Genomic DNA, 16,568 nt, shown 5'->3' with positions numbered 1-16,568 from the left:
AGGGGAGATTATGGATAAAAAATGTGAGGAATTTGATTTAGAGGATGAAATGAAGCGTTTTAATTCTTCTAAAGAGTTAAAAATTGAGGATAATTGTAAGAAAAAGATAGTTAAAGTTGTGACTAAAAAAGAGCCTGCTTCTAGTGGATCTAAAAATTTTGATTCTGGTAAATTAATAACAACTAATGGTGTTTCATCAGATTTTGATTATGATATATCTAGTTCGGATTTAGAGAGTAACATTAAAACGCTTGAACAGGGTAATATTATTAATTTTTTAGACGGTAAGGATTATATAGCTATTGACAGCCTTTATGATAAACCAATTACTGAAGTTAGAAAAGTTGTTGAAGGTCTTGGTACTAATCATACTATTGCAGTAACAATGAAAAAGACAGAGTTAATATTTTTACTTGTTAAAATATTAACTGAGTATAATATTAGCGTTTTATTTACTGGGGTTCTTGATGTTTTAAGTGATGGGTATGGATTTTTGCGTACAGCATCTAATTCTTATCTCTCAGGCGGGAATGATGTTTATGTGTCACCATCTCAGATTAGACTGTTTAATCTGAGGACAGGTGATATTTTATATGGGCAAATTAGATCCCCACGAGATGGTGAGAGATTTTTTGCAATGGTTAAGATTAAGAGCATTAATGATCAAGATCCTACATTTGCACAAAATAGGATTCCTTTTGATAACTTGACGCCTTTGTATCCTATTTCAAAGCTGAATCTTGAATATGAAAATTGTAATATTTCTACAAGGCTGATTAATCTTTTCTCTCCTATTGGGAAGGGACAGAGAGCTTTAATAGTGTCACCTCCAAAGGCTGGAAAGACCACTTTACTTCAAAAAATAGCCAATGCAATAACTACTAATTATCCAGATATTATTTTAATGATTTTACTCATTGATGAGAGACCAGAAGAGGTCACTGACATGATTCGTGGCGTTAAGGGTGAGGTTATTGCATCTAATTTTGATGAGCAAGCTAGCAGACATGTGCAGGTTGCAGAGATGGTTATTGAGAAGGCCAAAAGACTTGTTGAAAATAAAAAAGATGTTGTTATTCTTTTAGATTCTATTACAAGACTTGCAAGAGCTTATAATCAGACTATGCCGACTTCTGGTAAGATACTCTCTGGAGGAGTGGACTCTAATGCTTTGCATAAGCCAAAAAGGTTTTTTGGATCTGCTAGAAATATTGAAGAGGGCGGGAGTCTTACTATTATAGCTACGGCTTTAGTTGACACTGGGAGTAAGATGGATGAGGTAATTTTTGAAGAATTTAAGAGTACTGGAAATATGGAGTTAATTCTTGACAGGAGTTTGGCAGATAGAAGACTTTTTCCTGCCATTAATATTAAGAAGTCAGGTACAAGAAAAGAAGAGCTACTCTTAAATGAAGAGGAGCGATCTAAGATTTTGCTTATTAGAAAGATTTTGAGCGGGGTGGATGACTATGAAGGTGTTGAGGCTTTGGTTGAAAAGATGAAGAAGAGTAAAAATAATGAGATTTTCCTGAAAACCATGAGTAATGGGGATTAATCAAAAATTGACTTTGTTTGAAATTTAAATTAAACTTTAATCAGGTTAAGAGAGGCTTTATGAAAAAAAATATACACCCTAAAAGTAATTTAGTAGTATTTAAAGATGGGTCTAATGGTGCAATGTTTTTAACCCGATCTACTCTAACTTCAAAAGAGATCATTAAATATAGTGATAATAAGGAATATCCATTAGTTACTGTTGAGATTACGAGTAAGTCACATCCTTTTTATACAGGTCAGCAAAAATTTGTTGATGCAGCAGGTAGAATTGACAAATTTAACAAAAAATATAAAAAAGTTTAGAGATTTATAGATTTAATATATTTTCTTTACTTTGTATTTTTTTCCAATGAGTTCTTCTAGTTTTTCTTTTTCATCTTGGTAAGTTTCGTTATTGACGAGAGAAGTTATGCTATGTTTGCTCTTGATTTGATTTAATACCTGTTCAGATATATCTCTAATATCTTTGATTGTTATTTTAAAGTAAGAATTCCTAATTTGTTGTCTTAGCTCGTCACTAATGTTTAGCATTTTTCTCTTATAGCTTTCAAGTGCTTCTGTGGATTTAGTTTTTACATTAGTACTGTGTCCGATTACTCCTACTAAATATGTGTAGAGCTCTTCGTTTTTGATTTTGTCATTCTTGGATAATTCTTCTAAAGATTTCTCAAAAGCCTGATATGTTTTTACAAGATTCGGATCTCTATATGACGAGAAAGAAAATATTCCATTTGTGATGGATGCAAATGCTCCGTAAGCTCCACCCATAACGCGTATTTTTTCCCAGAAAATTCCACTCTTTAATATATGTGCTAAGAAATTTATTTTTGGATAATTTTCATCCGTTATTTTATAACTTAAGAAGCTCATAGAATTAAAAGATGTTTTTGATGGAATAATAATTATTTCTTTTAGTGACTCATTTAATGGTTGTGTCGCAGATAAGGTATTTATATAATTCTTTTCGATTAAATTTTCTCTTAATATAAATAATTCACCTTCTAATTTTTTAATTACGTCATTGGTATTTCCTATGATTAGGGATGAAAAATTATCTTTAAATATAATTTTGTTTTTCAAGTTTTCTAAATTGAAAGCCAGTTCTTTTAAAGATTCTGTGTCTGTTTTGACTTTCTGCCAGAATTCTCTTCCTGTAACTCCAAGTTGGAGTTCTCTTAGGTATTTACCTAGGCTTAGTTTTGATTCTGATCTTGTTAATGCAAAGGTGTGACCTTTAGGAATTAAGATTGCTTTAAAATCATTTTTTAGACTTAAGACTACCTCTTTAAGCCTATCGTAATCATGAAAATTAATATTCATTAAAATTTCTTTGATTAGTGTAAATGATTCTTGAATTTTATGGTTAAATGATTTGAAGCTGATATTAAATAAATTTATTATGTTGCCATGAATATCTTCTTCATAACTTTCATATATATTTAGTTGTCCCAAAGTATTTTGGATTTTATTATTTAAGTCTACATAGGAATAATTCTTAGTGGATAAATCTTGAATAGTTCTTTTTAGTAAAGAGAGATGTATGAAATCTTCTTTTCCTAGAAAATTCAATTTAAAAAATAAATGTACATTGAAAATGTTATTATTTTTTATAATCTCAAATGAGTGTGCTCTAAGTTCAGGAATTTCATTAAGCTCTAAACTTTTTTCTACCTTTTTTGGCAAGTCTTCTATTTTAAGTATGGGAAGTTTGGCAATGTCGGATTTGAGGTCATTCCTTTTTTGATAGTCTTTAAATTGATTGTAATCTTTCACAAACTCTGTAAGTTTTTCTGGATTTTTCTTAATTTCAATTTCTCTATCCATTAATTTCTTTTCTATTATCTCTTCCATTTCTTTAAGAGTTGCATCTGATGGAATAAAGTTGATTAGAGTGTAATGATTGTTATTTAGTAGATATTTTTTTATTAGATTTTCAAAGTAAGGTTCTCCTTTTTCTAATTTGATTTTAATCTCATCTAGATAATGATTAATTTGTAAAGTTTCGGCTGGATGCAATCCATGTAGCCATCCTTTAAGACTTTTAATCATCAAGGAAATAGGCAACCCTTGTCCTTTTTCTTCTTTTAATGCAAATTCATAGCCGAAGAGAATACCTTGTATTAGTTCTTTTGGAATTTTCATTTTAAAAAGACTTTTAAGTTCCCTGAAAACCATATTTTTAAATTCTTCCACTTTTCCTGGTATTACATTTTGCAATCCAAATGAGAATACACATTCCTTTATGTCTGTGTTGATGCCACTAATGTCAGCTATTCCATCGCCAATTTCGCTTTTTAGCATATTGATAGTGAATTGACAAGAATCGTCTAGGAGAATTTCGGACAAAATTTCAAGTCCAATGTTGTCCTTAATGTTTACGATATCAGCACATAACCAATTTATTGCGTATACACCAAGTGTATTTTCAGTTTCTTTTGGAATACAATAAGTTAATAATTTTCCCTTATTCCATCTTTGAGCTTTTTCTATATTATAATTAATATAGAATTTTTCTTTTTTGTATGGTCTTATTATATATTTTTCAATAAAATTGAGATTTTTATCAGTGTCGATATTTCCAAATAAAAATATTTTGCAGTTTTCAAGTGTATAATGTTTGTTGTAAAATTCAATAAATTCTTCATATGTAAGGTCAATGATGTTTATAGGATTGCCCCCAGAGTCGTATTGGTATGTTCCCTCATAAAAGAGAGAACTGATAGCAATCTCATTGATTAAAGAATTTTTGCTAGAATAATTACCTTTCATTTCATTTAAAACAATGCCAGATGGTTTGAAGTTATTTGGATTTATATTATAACCTTCCTGCATGAAAGCTTCTTTTTTGAGTAATGGATTAAAAACAGCATCGGCATATATTTTAAATAAGTTAAAATAGTCTTTCTGTATTGTAGATGCTGCCGGATAGAGAGTCTTATCTGGGAATGTCATTGCATTTAAGAAAGTGCTAAGGCTTCCTTTCATTAAATAAAGAAAAGGATCTTTTATTTTATATTTGTTTGAACCACAAAAAATTGTGTGCTCTAGGATATGAGCAACTCCAGTATTATTTAATGGAATTGTTTTGAATGATATTCCAAAAGCATTTTCTTTAAATGAATTACTTTTCATCTCGAAGATTTCTAGGCCACTCTCATGTTGAAAATAACATCCTTGAGCATCGTACTCTTCTAGATAAGTTTTTGAAACTAAGCTGAAAATTTTTTTTCTCTTCATTCTCGATTTATTTTACCTTTATTTTATGTATTTTTTTACTTCCTCTTCATTAAATTCAAATATATTTTCAGTATACTCTGTGTCATCTAAATTGAATACATAAGGCGGAAATTTTATGACAACTCTTTTATTCTCAAAGTAAATTACTGCTTGTTGTAAATCAAAAAGCAACTTGTTTGGTTGTGTTTTTTCTTTAATTCTTTGAGTAAAATAAGGAAATGCTTCCTCTACTTTAATTATTTCCTCTATGTTGTAGATGTAATTTCCATTATCTCTAATATAATAACTTCTATAGTTTGTGATAGATGTGTCGTTTATTTCTTGAGTTGCAGTTATTATTAATGTATAGATATTGTATCCATGATATATTTCATAGTCTATATTTAAGATTGCCTTTTTTAAATCTTTTTTGGGATTTTGAACTAAACCGTTTAAATTGTTGACTATGCTATCTGCATAATCCCGTATCTCGTCATTGAATTCTTTAAGATTATTGTTTTCTGTTCTGCTATTTACTATTTTAGGTATTCTAATTTTGTATGTGAAGGATTCGGATTCTTCTTTAGCAACGATTGATTCAATAATGAGCCCATCTTTTTCGTTGTAGCTTGTATCAATGTCATTAAAATTGATTTTTGTCGTTTTTTTTGTACAGCCTATAAAAACCACTGATAAAGATATTAACATAAAAACTTTTTGGATTGTCGATGATTTTATCATAAAGCAATTTTTCCTTTTAAAGATATTTTAGGAGTATTCTAAAATATTATATAATACTTCTTATACTAACTAATATAACTTGTTTTTATATAATTTTGTTTGGATTTAATTAGTTTTTAGTTAAAGTCTATTTTGGGAGTTATTCAATGCTTGATTTAAAGTTTATAAGAGATAATTTAGATCTTGTTCGTAAAAATATTAAAGACAGGGGTTTAAAATTGGATATTGATCTTTTAATTGACCTTGATGATGAGCGCAGAAAACTTGTTACTAGGATTGGCGAACTGAATGCAGCAAAGAATGAAAATGCTAATGCTATGAAGAGGAAAATTGATGATTGTCTGAGGCGTTCTTTAATAGAGAATGGCAAAGAGTTGAAGTTGAAAATTTCAGTCTTAGAAGAGAAATTGGAGAATATAACATGTAAGCTTTTGATTGAACACAAGAAAGTTCCAAACATTTCGGCTCCTGATACACCTGTTAGCGATAGTGAAGATGGAAATATTTTAATGAAAGTTTCAGGTGTTATTCCAACGTTTGATTTTAAGCCAAAGGATCATTTAGAGATTGGAATTAAATTAGATCTTTTCGATTTTGAGAGGGCACGTGAGGTTAGCGGTAATAAGTTTTATTATCTTAAGAATGAGGCTGTCTTTTTAGAGTTTGCGTTGATTAACTTTGCTTTAGCTAAGCTTAAGCTTAAGGGCTTTGATGTATTCATCACACCTGATGTTGCAAGGGAATTTATAGTTGATGGGATTGGATTTAATCCGCGTGGCAATGAGAGTAATATTTATAAAATTGAGGATACAGACAAGTATCTTGTTGGAACAGCTGAGATTACTCTTGGTGGATATTATTATAATACGATACTCGAGCTTAAGTCTCCAATAAGAATGGCAGGGGTTTCTCATTGCTTTAGGAAAGAGGCCGGGGCAGCTGGGCAATTTTCTAAGGGTCTTTATAGAGTGCATCAATTTAGTAAGGTTGAAATGTTTTGTTTTTGTAGGAGTGAAGAATCTGAAGTCATTCATAATGAGTTTTTAGCATTAGAAGAGGAGATTTTTAGCGAACTTGAGATTCCTTATAGAGTTTTAAATGTTTGTTCTTTCGATCTTGGTGCACCAGCTTACAGGAAGTATGATATTGAGGCGTGGATGCCGGGCAGAGGGGATAAGGGGGAATATGGAGAGGTTACTTCAACTTCAAATTGTACAGATTATCAGTCAAGGCGTCTTAAAATTCGATATAAGGAGGATGGTCAGAGTAAATTTGCTCATATGGTCAATGGAACGGCTATAGCTACAACAAGAGCTATTATTGCTATACTTGAGAATTTCCAGGATGAGCAAGGAGGAGTTTGCATACCTAAGAATTTGGTTAAGTACACAGGCTTTGACTATATATCCCCTAAGAGTTAGATTGTAAAGTGTTTGCTTTTAAGCTTTCAATTGCCTTTAAGAGTATTTCGTGATTTTTAAAATTTTTAGAAAAAGGAGCTGTTAAGGCTTGTCGAAATTTACAAGCACCTTCCTTAGCAAATACTATCCCCATTATGTGCTTTAGTACTGTATTAATTGAAAGGTATTCAGTGTATTCTTTAATATAATCTGCCATTTTAAATAATACTTCTTCTCTTGTTGGAATTTTTTCTTTTTCTTCCAAGAAATCTCTTGAGGCTGTCGCAATAAAGTATGGATTTTCTGCTGCGGCCCTTCCAATCATTACAGAATCTACATAAATTAGATGGTGCTTTATGTTCTCAATACTATCGATCCCTCCATTTGTTTCAATAAATAGATTTTTATGCTCTTGTTTCAATTTGTATACGAATTCATGTCTAAGTTTTGGAATATTTCTGTTATGCTTAGGTGAGTAGCCATTAAGTATTGCTACTCGTGCATGAACAGTAAAATTTTTTATCTCAAATGCTACAATTTTTTCTACAAATTGTTTGAGTTCTACGTAGTTTTCCTTACCATGTTCTTTTTCATTATCTCTTATTCCTATTCTATGCTTGATTGAAACAGGTTTGTTTGTGTTTTTTTGCATAGCTTGCAATATTTTCCCTATTTTCATTGGAGCTTGCATTAGGCAGGCGCCATAATTTGCATTTTGAACTCGAGATGAAGGACAACCTACATTAAGATTATATTCATCAAAATTAAATTTGTTTTCAAGAATTTCTATGGATCTTGCGGCGTCATTTTCACAGTTTGTTGCTATTTGAATTGCAATTGGAGAATCCGTAGATGTTTGCTTTACAACCTTGCTTAAATTTCCCATGATAATTGACTTGGCAGAAATCATAGGGGTATATAGGGTAACTTTTTTTGATAATAATCTTATTAGATATCTAAAGTGCTCATCAGTAATGTCTACCATTGGTGCTATTGATATTTTTCGGTTTATTAACATTACATAATATGTTAAAATAAATTGTTTAATTTAACAATTTATATTTCTAAAAAGGTAGGAGACAGAATTTATGTTGGAAAGTAGGGGATTGGTTTTTTTGTCATCATTAATTTTTTTAGGATCAGCCTTTATAATATCGGGTGGCATAAGGAACATCGGGACTAAAAATGAAAATTACATTACTGTTAAGGGTTTAAGTGAGAGGGAAGTTATTTCAAACTCTTCAAGTTGGACTTTGAAATATGAATCAGTTGGAAATACTGTAGATGAGATTAATAAATTAAATAATGCAAGTTTTTTGGCAGTAAGAGATTTTTTTGTTAGTTATGGATTTAATGAGGATGATATAAAGATTGGGTCTATGAATTTTAGTATTGGAAATTATGAGGGGTCTATTTACAAATATAATGCATATGCTTCTTTAAATGTTTATACTAGAGATATTGATAAGATGGAACAAGTAAGTAAAAACATTATTAAACTCTACAATAAGGGAGTACTTTTGACTAGCCATGGTGGCCCATATTATTATTTTGATAAGATCAATGAGGTTAAACCCAAAATGTTAGCAGATTCGATTAAAAATGCTAAATTGGCAGCTTTAGAGTTTGCAAATAATTCAGGTGCTGTTTTGGGAAAAATTAAAAATGCAAATCAAGGGTATTTTGAATTTCTGCCAGTTGATAGAGGTGCAGAAAGTCATGAACTTTATTCGAAGAAAATATTAAGGGTAGTTACTACAGTTTCTTATTACCTAAATTGAGTTTATTTGTAAGGAAGAATGATGGAATTTTTATATTCTAATAAAGAGAGTGATTTAAAGGGAAGATTTTTTGATTTTTTTTCAAACAATATCAATCAAGATGATTTTACTAGTATTGGGATTTGTGGTGGTCGTAATATTATTTCGTTTCTAAATGTCTTTGATGAACATAATTATTCTCTTAAAAAATCTCATTTTTTTTTGGTGGATGAGCGTTGTGTTGATCTTGATAGCAATGATAGTAATTTTAAGCTTTTAAGTGAAGGATTTTTTTCGAAAATGGTAGAAAAGAATTTAGTTCGTAGTTCTAATTTACATCCATTTATTTACAATGAGTTTGATGAAGCATCTGCTATTCATAATTATAATGTTGAATTCAATTCTAGATTTACAAGATTAGACCTTAGCATTTTGTCTGTTGGTGATGATGGGCATGTTGCGTCGCTTTTTCCTTCAAGAAAGCTTTTATTTTCTGAGATGGAGGGGTATCAGTATGAGTATGATTCCCCAAAGCTTCCGGTTAAGAGAATTAGTTTAACTCCTAAATCATTACTTTTGTCTAAGGCCTTTGTGTTGTTATTTATGGGTCATGAAAAAAAAGGTGCTTTAGAAAATTTTTTAAATGCAAAAATATCTTTGAAGGAATGTCCAGTCAAGATTTTTGAGGAGCATTCGCGTTTATTGGTTCTTACAAATATTGAGGGGGTCTATGCAGGATCCTAGACTTTCCAAATATCAAAGTGCGAAAAATTTAGGGGTTAAAGCATTTAAGAATGTTGAGAGAATAAATTTAGATAATAATTTTTCTGATGCTGAGATACAAGGCTCAATGCTTAAATCTTGGATCAATCTTATTAGGAGAGGTAAAAGAGGGTCTTCCAGTGAATTAAGTTCTTCTGGAAGTGTAATAGGGAAGCCAGGATTTATTCGTAAAGAGAGTAAGGTCTCAAAAATAGCAAAATATTTTTTAGCTCTTGGTCTTGAAAAATCGGCAAAAATTATGGCTGAGCTTGATGATACTGATATAATAGCTATTACTAGAGAAATTGCAAAAATTAAATATATTACTCCTGATGACAAAAAACGAATTATTCAAGAGTTTGAAGAGTTGGTAAGAAGTGAGAAAAAAAGTTTAAAGATTGATGATAATTTTACTTATGAGTTATTAAATAAGTCTTTAAGTAAATCAAAGGCAAAAGAGATTTATAAAAAGGTTACAGGAGTTGATCCATTTTTGCCTTTTGACTATTTATCTGGTATTGAGCATGAGCAACTTTGGGCTTTAATTAGAACTGAAAATGTGAAAACGCTTCTGATAATATTTAGTTATTTAAACAAAGAGCAGAAAAGATATATTTTTTCTATGCTAGAAGAGACTACTAAAAAACAATTTATTAAAGAACTCGCTAGGCCAAAGCAGTTAAATATGGGTATGGTTGAGACTATCTCTGAAAGACTTAAGAGTAGGTTTAAAATGCAGGGTAAACTTAAGACTGAGAAACTTGATGGTTCTAAGATACTTGTTGATATTTTAAGTTATATGGATTCTGAGGATGAGAAAAATCTTTTAAGTAAGATTGACATGAAAGCTTTTGACCCTGTGAAAGACAGTGAGATTAAAGAGAAAATATTTGACATTGACGTGATACTTAGAATTACAGATAATGACATGCATAATGTTTTAAGAGAATTTACAGATAACAATATTGCAATTATGATTAAAGATAAGAGTGATGAGATTAGAAATAAAATTCTTGCTAATGTTTCAAGAAGACGTAAAGAGATTATTTTAGAAGAAGAGATCTTTTTGAAAAGAATAAGAAAAAAGGATATCAAGACAATGACTACATCCTTTGTTAGTTATATTAAAGATCTAACTTTGAAGGGTGAATTGATAATATATAGAAAGAATGAGGAGTTTATTTAGTGAAACTTGATGAGCTACGCAAACGGTATATAGAATTTTTTAAGAGTAAGGGGCATTGTGAAATTTCGGGTAAGTCTTTAATTCCTGATAATGATTCTACAGTACTTTTTAATACAGCCGGAATGCAACCTCTTGTTCCTTATCTTCTTGGCGAAGTACATCCATCTGGAAATATATTAGTTGATGTTCAGAAATGTTTAAGAACAGGTGATATTGATGAGGTTGGCGATCTTAGGCATTTAACTTTTTTTGAAATGCTTGGAAATTGGTCTCTTGGTGGTTATTTTAAAGAGCTTTCTGTAAAGTATAGTTTTGAGTTTTTAACTTCGCCTAGTTACTTGAATATTTCAAAAGATAGACTTTATGTTAGTGTTTTTGAAGGTGAGGAGGGTATTCCACGGGATGACGAGACAGCTAGTGTATGGAAGAGTCTTGGCATTCCTAGTGATAGAATATTTTATCTGTCAAGAGAGCATAATTTTTGGGGACCTGTTGGAAATGTGGGGCCTTGTGGACCAGATACTGAAATATTTGTTGATATTGGAAGAGAGAAATGTTCTGTAGAATGTGACATTACATGCTCTTGTGGTAAATATTTTGAGATTTGGAATAATGTTTTCATGCAATACAGAAAGGATGAGTATGGGAATTATGAAGAACTTAATCGTAAATGCGTGGATACTGGAATGGGAATTGAGAGGACAATTACATTTTTGCAAGGAAAATCTTCAGTTTATGATACAGATGCATTTAAGCCAATAATTGATAAAATAGAAAAAATAGCTGGTAAAATTTATGGACAAGATTTAGCGGATGATAGAGCTATTCGAATAATTGCTGATCATATTAAGGCAAGTTGTTTTATTTTAGCTGATAATTTAGCAGTTCTTCCTTCTAATATAGGACAAGGTTATGTTTTAAGAAGAATAATTAGGCGAGCTATTAGGTATGCAAAAAAACTTGGTATAGAATCTCATTTTTTAGCAGACCTTGTTGATTCTGTTGAAGAGATTTATAAATCTTTTTATAAAGAATTAACAGAAAAGAGGGATTTTATTAAGACGGAATTAAATGTAGAAGAAGAAAAATTTTTTAAAACTTTGCGTCACGGTGAACAAGAATTTATTAGGTTAATTCAAAAGCTATCATCAAAAGTAATCCCTGGTGAGATTTCTTTTAAGCTTTATGATACTTATGGATTTCCTTATGAGATAACAGAAGAATTGGCATCTGAGCATGGTTTTAGTGTAGATAAAATAAGCTTTGAGGATCACTTTAGAAAGCATCAAGAAATTTCTAAGAAGGGAGGTGATAAAATTTTCAAGGGGGGACTTGCTGATTCTACGTATGAAACTACTAAATTGCATACAGCCACTCATTTGCTTCATAAGGCACTTCAATTAGTATTGGGTGAACATGTAAGGCAGAGAGGCAGCAATATTACTGCGGAAAGGTTAAGATTTGATTTTAGCCATCCTCGTAAAATGACAGAGGATGAGATACGAAAAGTTGAGAGTATTGTTAATTCTCAAATAAAAAGTAAATTATCTGTGGAGAAATCTATAATGAACCTAGATGAAGCCATGGCTAAGGGTGCTATGGCTCTCTTTGGTGAAAGATATGATGATATTGTAAGTGTTTATGAAATAGATGGTTTTTCCATTGAAGTTTGTGGTGGTCCTCATGTTAGGAATACTAGTGAGTTGGGTACTTTTAAGATACAGAAAGAACAAGCTTCTTCTTCAGGTATAAGAAGAATAAAAGCAATTTTAACTGATTAATAATTAATGAATAGTAATTTTTAATTGATATTAATAAATTTAGGAGGATAATTTATGTTTCAACATTTGGGGGATTCTTTAGTGACTATGCACCCTGTTTTTTTAGGATTTTTAGGTTCTACTTTTACATGGCTTACTACAGCTTTTGGAGCGGCAGCAGTCTTTTTTTTCAGAAGGGTAAATAATAAGATAATGGATGCTATGCTTGGATTTTCAGCAGGGATTATGATTGCTGCTAGTTTTTTTTCACTTATTCAGCCAGCAATACAGATCGCAGAAGAGCTTGGGTATGTTACATGGGTACCAGCAGTTTTTGGATTTCTTTTGGGGGCATTTTTTATATATATTGTGGATGTATTTGTACCAGATCTTGATAAGCTTACATTTATTGATGAAGATTTAACAAAGCATGGAAAAAAGGATTTCTTGCTCTTTACGGCTGTTACTTTACATAATTTTCCGGAAGGGCTTGCTGTTGGTGTTGCTTTTGGCGCTCTAGCGTCTTCTCCTGATATTCATACTTTGGTTGGAGCTATGGTGCTTACATTAGGAATTGGTATTCAAAATATGCCAGAAGGTGCGGCTATTTCTTTGCCTTTAAGAAGAGGGAATGTTCCTTTATGGAAATGTTTTAATTATGGGCAGATGTCAGGTTTGGTAGAAATTTTTGGAGGAATTCTAGGAGCTTATGCAGTTTATACTTTTACTAGAATTTTACCCTTTGCGTTATCTTTCTCTGCAGGAGCAATGATTTATGTGTCAATTGAGCAATTAATACCTGAATCTAAGAGGAAAGATATGGACAATAAGGTTCCAACCATATTTGGAGTTATTGGATTTACTTTAATGATGTTCCTTGATGTTTCTTTAGGTTAATTAACCAAATTTTCCAGTGATATATTCTTCGGTCTTAATATTTTTAGGATTGAAGAATAGTTCATCTGTTGGGCTTTCTTCTTCAATATATCCGTTAAGGAAGAATGCAGTTCTATCAGATATTCGTCCAGCTTGTTGCATATTATGAGTTACGATAATAATCGTATAGCTTTCTTTTAAATTGATTATTAACTCTTCGATTTTCCCTGTTGAGATTGGGTCAAGAGCGGAAGTGGGTTCGTCCATTAATATTACATTTGGTTCAATTGCAAGCGTTCTTGCAATGCAAAGTCTTTGTTGTTGCCCTCCTGAAAGACTTAAGGCATTTCTATTAAGTTTATCTTTAACTTCATTCCAGAGTGCAGATTTTATTAGAGATTTCTCAACTACTTCATCGAGCTTTTTTTTGTCTTTAATTCCATGAATTTTAGGACCATAGCTTATGTTGTCATAAACCGACATTAAGAAGGGATTGGGGGTTTGAAAAACCATTCCAATTCTTCTTCTAAGCTCAAGAACATCAAAATTATTTGAGTAAATGCTCTTTCCTTCATATATTACTTTTCCTTCTATTTTAACGCCTTCCACAAGATCATTCATTCTATTAAGTGTCCTAAGGAATGTTGATTTTCCACAACCCGATGGACCTATTAAGGCTGTGATACTATTTCTTAAGATAGATATATTGATGTTATTTAATGCTTTAAAATCTGTATAAAACAAATTTAGGTTTTCTGTTTTAATGATTGCTTTATCTTGACTCATTTATTTTATCCTATATAATTTATTGATTAGAAATTTTGATATTAAATTGATTAAAAGTATCATTATTATAAGTATAGATGCTGTTCCAAAACCTTTGTCTAGATGTCCTTCTTGAAATAATAATAATAAATGCACAGTTAAACTTCTTGCAGGCTCATTTAGAGTGCTTGCAAGGCCTAAATTTGTTCCCATTGTAAAAAGGAGTACAGCTGTCTCACCAAGTGCACGCCCTATCGCCAATACGATTCCTACTAAGATGCCTGGGATAGAAGAGGGCAATAAAATTTTAATTATAGTTTCTGTTTTATTTGCACCCAGAGCAGCTGAAGCGTATTTGTATGATTTAGGAATTGATTTGAATGCTTCCTCAGTTGTTTTGATAATCATTGGCAGTATCATCAAAGAACTTGTTATGGCTCCAGAAAGTATGCCCATTCCAAAAATTGGAACAAAAAGCATAAGCCCAAAGAGCCCAAAAATAATTGCAGGAATTGATGATAAAATGTCAACGCTCATAGATATTGTTTTATAAAATATTTTGTTTGAAGTATATTCTGCAAGCATGATTCCTGTTCCAATTCCTATTGAAATTGAGATTATTGCCGTTAATAATATAACATAGAAGGTGTTAAGTATTAAGTAAGAGATACCTCCATAAGCACCGGAATTTCTTGGGGTAGATAATATGAAATTTAGGTTTAAAGGCATGCTTTTTTTTATGTAATATAATTTAAGAAAAGGTGCATTACTTTTATAGAAAGAATGCCAGGGCACAACTGCAATTGTGCCCTCTTGGTCTTCTACTTCTTTTATTGCATTCAGGTTGTAATCTGAGTAATTGATAATATTTGGTTTAATTTTTTTAAATATTAAGTCATTCCAATCTTTTTTGCCTATGAGTAGCTGTTCAATGTTATTGAGACTGAGTGTATTAATTATTTCATTTTCACTTCTTTGCAGTGTTTTTTTGCCTACTAAAATGGACATTGATTTGATTTTTAGAGATTTAATCTCTGGATATTTTTTAAAATCTAAATTTGCAAGTTCTTCTTTTGTTAGGTAGCCAATAGCGCCTGATGTGTTATTTACAGTGTTTATTATCTCTTCATTTGAATTTTCAATTCTTATATATCTGTTATTAAATTCATTATTCTTTATAAAAGTTGTGAGTATAATTTTACTAGAAAAATTTGATTTCAAACTTGCAACGGGGATTATATCAATCACTTGATCTGATATGCTTCCCCAATGTGAAATTTTATTGTTGTAGATATTGTATATATCTTGAGTAGTAAGTTCATCTATATTTATACTCTTATTAATAATAAAGGCAATTTTTATTCTTTTCCCCTGAAATTCAAATGGTAGAAAATGTTTTGTTTCATTTAAAAATAGTGTTTGTTTTTTACTAGTAAAGAATAGTGAATTATATATTATGTAAGATATTAGAAAAGATAATAATGCTATTAAAGAATAAGCAATTAATTTTATTATGAAAAATGAGATACTATTTAACAGTTTGTTTATTTGAACTGTATTCACTTTATTTTTAACCTTCTAGATGAAGATAGAATAAAGTGCTTAATCGAAGTCGTTATTATGACTGATACTAACAATACCAGAGCTGTAGAGAATAAGGCTTCTCTGTGGGTGCCAGATGCATACCCCATATCTATTGCGATGTTTATTGTTAGGGTTCTAATAGGTGAAAATACATTTTTTATAAATAGAGGAGATCCACCACCAACCATTAAAACGGCTATTGTTTCACCAATAGCTCTTCCAATCGCCAATATTACTCCTGCTAAGATTCCTCTTCCAGCGGAAGGAATCATTACTTTATATATTGTCTGCCAGTCTGTTGCAGCTAATGCAACAGATGCTAGTTTATATGATTTTGGGACAGCTTTAAGCGATGTGTGTGAGACACTAATTATTGTTGGGAGTATCATTAGGCTCAGCACTATTACGGAGCTTATTAGATTATATCCTAAGTTATCTTCGCGCTTGAAAGTATTCTTTATTAGTGTAGCTATAAACGTACTTCCAAAAAATCCATATACTACGCTTGGAATTCCCGCTAAGAGTTCTATTGTAGTTTGTAGTATTTTTTGATAAATTCCTTTAGCTTTTTCAAACAAATAAATTGCAAATCCAAGTCCGATTGGTAATGCAAGTAATACAGAGAAAAATGTTGTTAAAACTGAGTTTATAATGAAAGATAAAATGCCATAAGATTTTTGTAAGTTACTAGTAGGATCCCAGTTTATACTAAATAAAAAATTAGAAATTTTAATTCTATTGTGTAAAAATGGTGCTATTCCATTGCTCACGATAAAGAAGACTAATAATAATATTGACAAAGCACTAATTATTGCAGATGCAATAATGAAGCAATTGAAAACTAATTTAACAATATTTCTTTTTGTTTTTAAATTTAACTCCATTCTGTCAAAGAATTCCTCTATAGAATTTTAACCTTGCTAAGTTTATTACCTAACTTCATTATTAGTCAATACCACGT

Annotated in this window: 14 protein-coding genes; 8 read left to right on the top strand and 6 right to left on the bottom strand. The window is 30.9% G+C overall.

Annotated features, from left to right (window positions below; translation table 11 throughout):
• The first annotated feature begins 10 nt into the window (after window positions 1-10).
• Both rho and CR532_RS01180 read left to right on the top strand, forming a co-directional pair.
• Entirely contained in the window at window positions 11-1,555 is a 1,545-nt protein-coding gene (rho, locus tag CR532_RS01185) for a transcription termination factor Rho (protein WP_108729020.1), read from the top strand.
• 59 nt (window positions 1,556-1,614) lie between these two features.
• Window positions 1,615-1,860, top strand: coding sequence for a type B 50S ribosomal protein L31 (locus tag CR532_RS01180; RefSeq protein ID WP_108729019.1), 246 nt, complete (start codon window positions 1,615-1,617; stop codon window positions 1,858-1,860).
• A 12-nt stretch (window positions 1,861-1,872) separates the two neighbouring features.
• Here CR532_RS01180 and CR532_RS01175 read toward each other — a convergent pair whose 3' ends face one another.
• Window positions 1,873-4,794, bottom strand: coding sequence for an insulinase family protein (locus tag CR532_RS01175; protein ID WP_108729018.1), 2,922 nt, complete (start codon window positions 4,792-4,794; stop codon window positions 1,873-1,875).
• Window positions 4,795-4,812: 18 nt separating this feature from the next.
• The gene (locus tag CR532_RS01170) at window positions 4,813-5,514 is read right to left on the bottom strand and encodes a hypothetical protein (protein ID WP_108729017.1); all 702 of its coding nucleotides are present in this window, start codon (window positions 5,512-5,514) and stop codon (window positions 4,813-4,815) included.
• A gap of 146 nt (window positions 5,515-5,660) precedes the next feature.
• Between CR532_RS01170 and serS the strand changes: the two genes are divergently transcribed.
• On the top strand, window positions 5,661-6,935 hold the full coding sequence (serS, locus tag CR532_RS01165; RefSeq protein WP_108729016.1) for a serine--tRNA ligase: 1,275 nt from the start codon (window positions 5,661-5,663) through the stop codon (window positions 6,933-6,935).
• Here serS and dusA read toward each other — a convergent pair.
• On the bottom strand, window positions 6,925-7,932 hold the full coding sequence (gene dusA / locus CR532_RS01160; RefSeq protein WP_108729015.1) for a tRNA dihydrouridine(20/20a) synthase DusA: 1,008 nt from the start codon (window positions 7,930-7,932) through the stop codon (window positions 6,925-6,927). The two genes, serS and dusA, sit on opposite strands and share 11 nt — an antisense overlap.
• A 70-nt stretch (window positions 7,933-8,002) precedes the next feature.
• Here dusA and CR532_RS01155 point away from each other — a divergent pair, with 70 nt between their 5' ends.
• Genes CR532_RS01155 through CR532_RS01135 form a run of 5 tightly spaced genes read left to right on the top strand, consistent with a single transcriptional unit; the run spans window position 8,003 to window position 13,279 of the window.
• The gene (locus CR532_RS01155) at window positions 8,003-8,695 is read left to right on the top strand and encodes an SIMPL domain-containing protein (RefSeq protein ID WP_108729014.1); all 693 of its coding nucleotides are present in this window, start codon (window positions 8,003-8,005) and stop codon (window positions 8,693-8,695) included.
• 21 nt (window positions 8,696-8,716) lie between these two features.
• On the top strand, window positions 8,717-9,418 hold the full coding sequence (locus CR532_RS01150; protein ID WP_199911318.1) for a 6-phosphogluconolactonase: 702 nt from the start codon (window positions 8,717-8,719) through the stop codon (window positions 9,416-9,418).
• Complete coding sequence (locus CR532_RS01145) at window positions 9,405-10,622, top strand: flagellar motor switch protein FliG (RefSeq protein ID WP_199911292.1); 1,218 nt, start codon at window positions 9,405-9,407, stop codon at window positions 10,620-10,622. Before CR532_RS01150 ends, CR532_RS01145 begins: the two co-directional genes overlap by 14 nt.
• Complete coding sequence (locus CR532_RS01140) at window positions 10,622-12,403, top strand: alanine--tRNA ligase (protein WP_108729011.1); 1,782 nt, start codon at window positions 10,622-10,624, stop codon at window positions 12,401-12,403. The genes CR532_RS01145 and CR532_RS01140 overlap by 1 nt, the downstream gene beginning before the upstream one ends.
• 54 nt (window positions 12,404-12,457) lie before the next feature.
• The gene (locus CR532_RS01135; protein WP_108729010.1) at window positions 12,458-13,279 is read left to right on the top strand and encodes a ZIP family metal transporter; all 822 of its coding nucleotides are present in this window, start codon (window positions 12,458-12,460) and stop codon (window positions 13,277-13,279) included.
• Here CR532_RS01135 and pstB read toward each other — a convergent pair whose 3' ends face one another.
• From pstB to pstC, 3 genes are all read right to left on the bottom strand, one after another.
• Window positions 13,280-14,044, bottom strand: a complete 765-nt coding sequence (pstB, locus tag CR532_RS01130; RefSeq protein WP_108729009.1) for a phosphate ABC transporter ATP-binding protein PstB — start codon at window positions 14,042-14,044, stop codon at window positions 13,280-13,282.
• A complete protein-coding gene (pstA, locus tag CR532_RS01125) occupies window positions 14,045-15,478 on the bottom strand; it encodes a phosphate ABC transporter permease PstA (RefSeq protein WP_234416433.1) in 1,434 nt (477 codons plus the stop codon).
• A 104-nt stretch (window positions 15,479-15,582) separates the two neighbouring features.
• The gene (gene pstC, locus CR532_RS01120; protein ID WP_108729007.1) at window positions 15,583-16,491 is read right to left on the bottom strand and encodes a phosphate ABC transporter permease subunit PstC; all 909 of its coding nucleotides are present in this window, start codon (window positions 16,489-16,491) and stop codon (window positions 15,583-15,585) included.
• Between the last annotated feature and the right edge of the window lie 77 nt (window positions 16,492-16,568).

This window comes from Candidatus Borreliella tachyglossi (genome assembly GCF_003076595.1).
Lineage (GTDB): Bacteria > Spirochaetota > Spirochaetia > Borreliales > Borreliaceae > Borrelia > Borrelia tachyglossi.
This window is presented reverse-complemented; position numbering and strand designations above follow the sequence as displayed.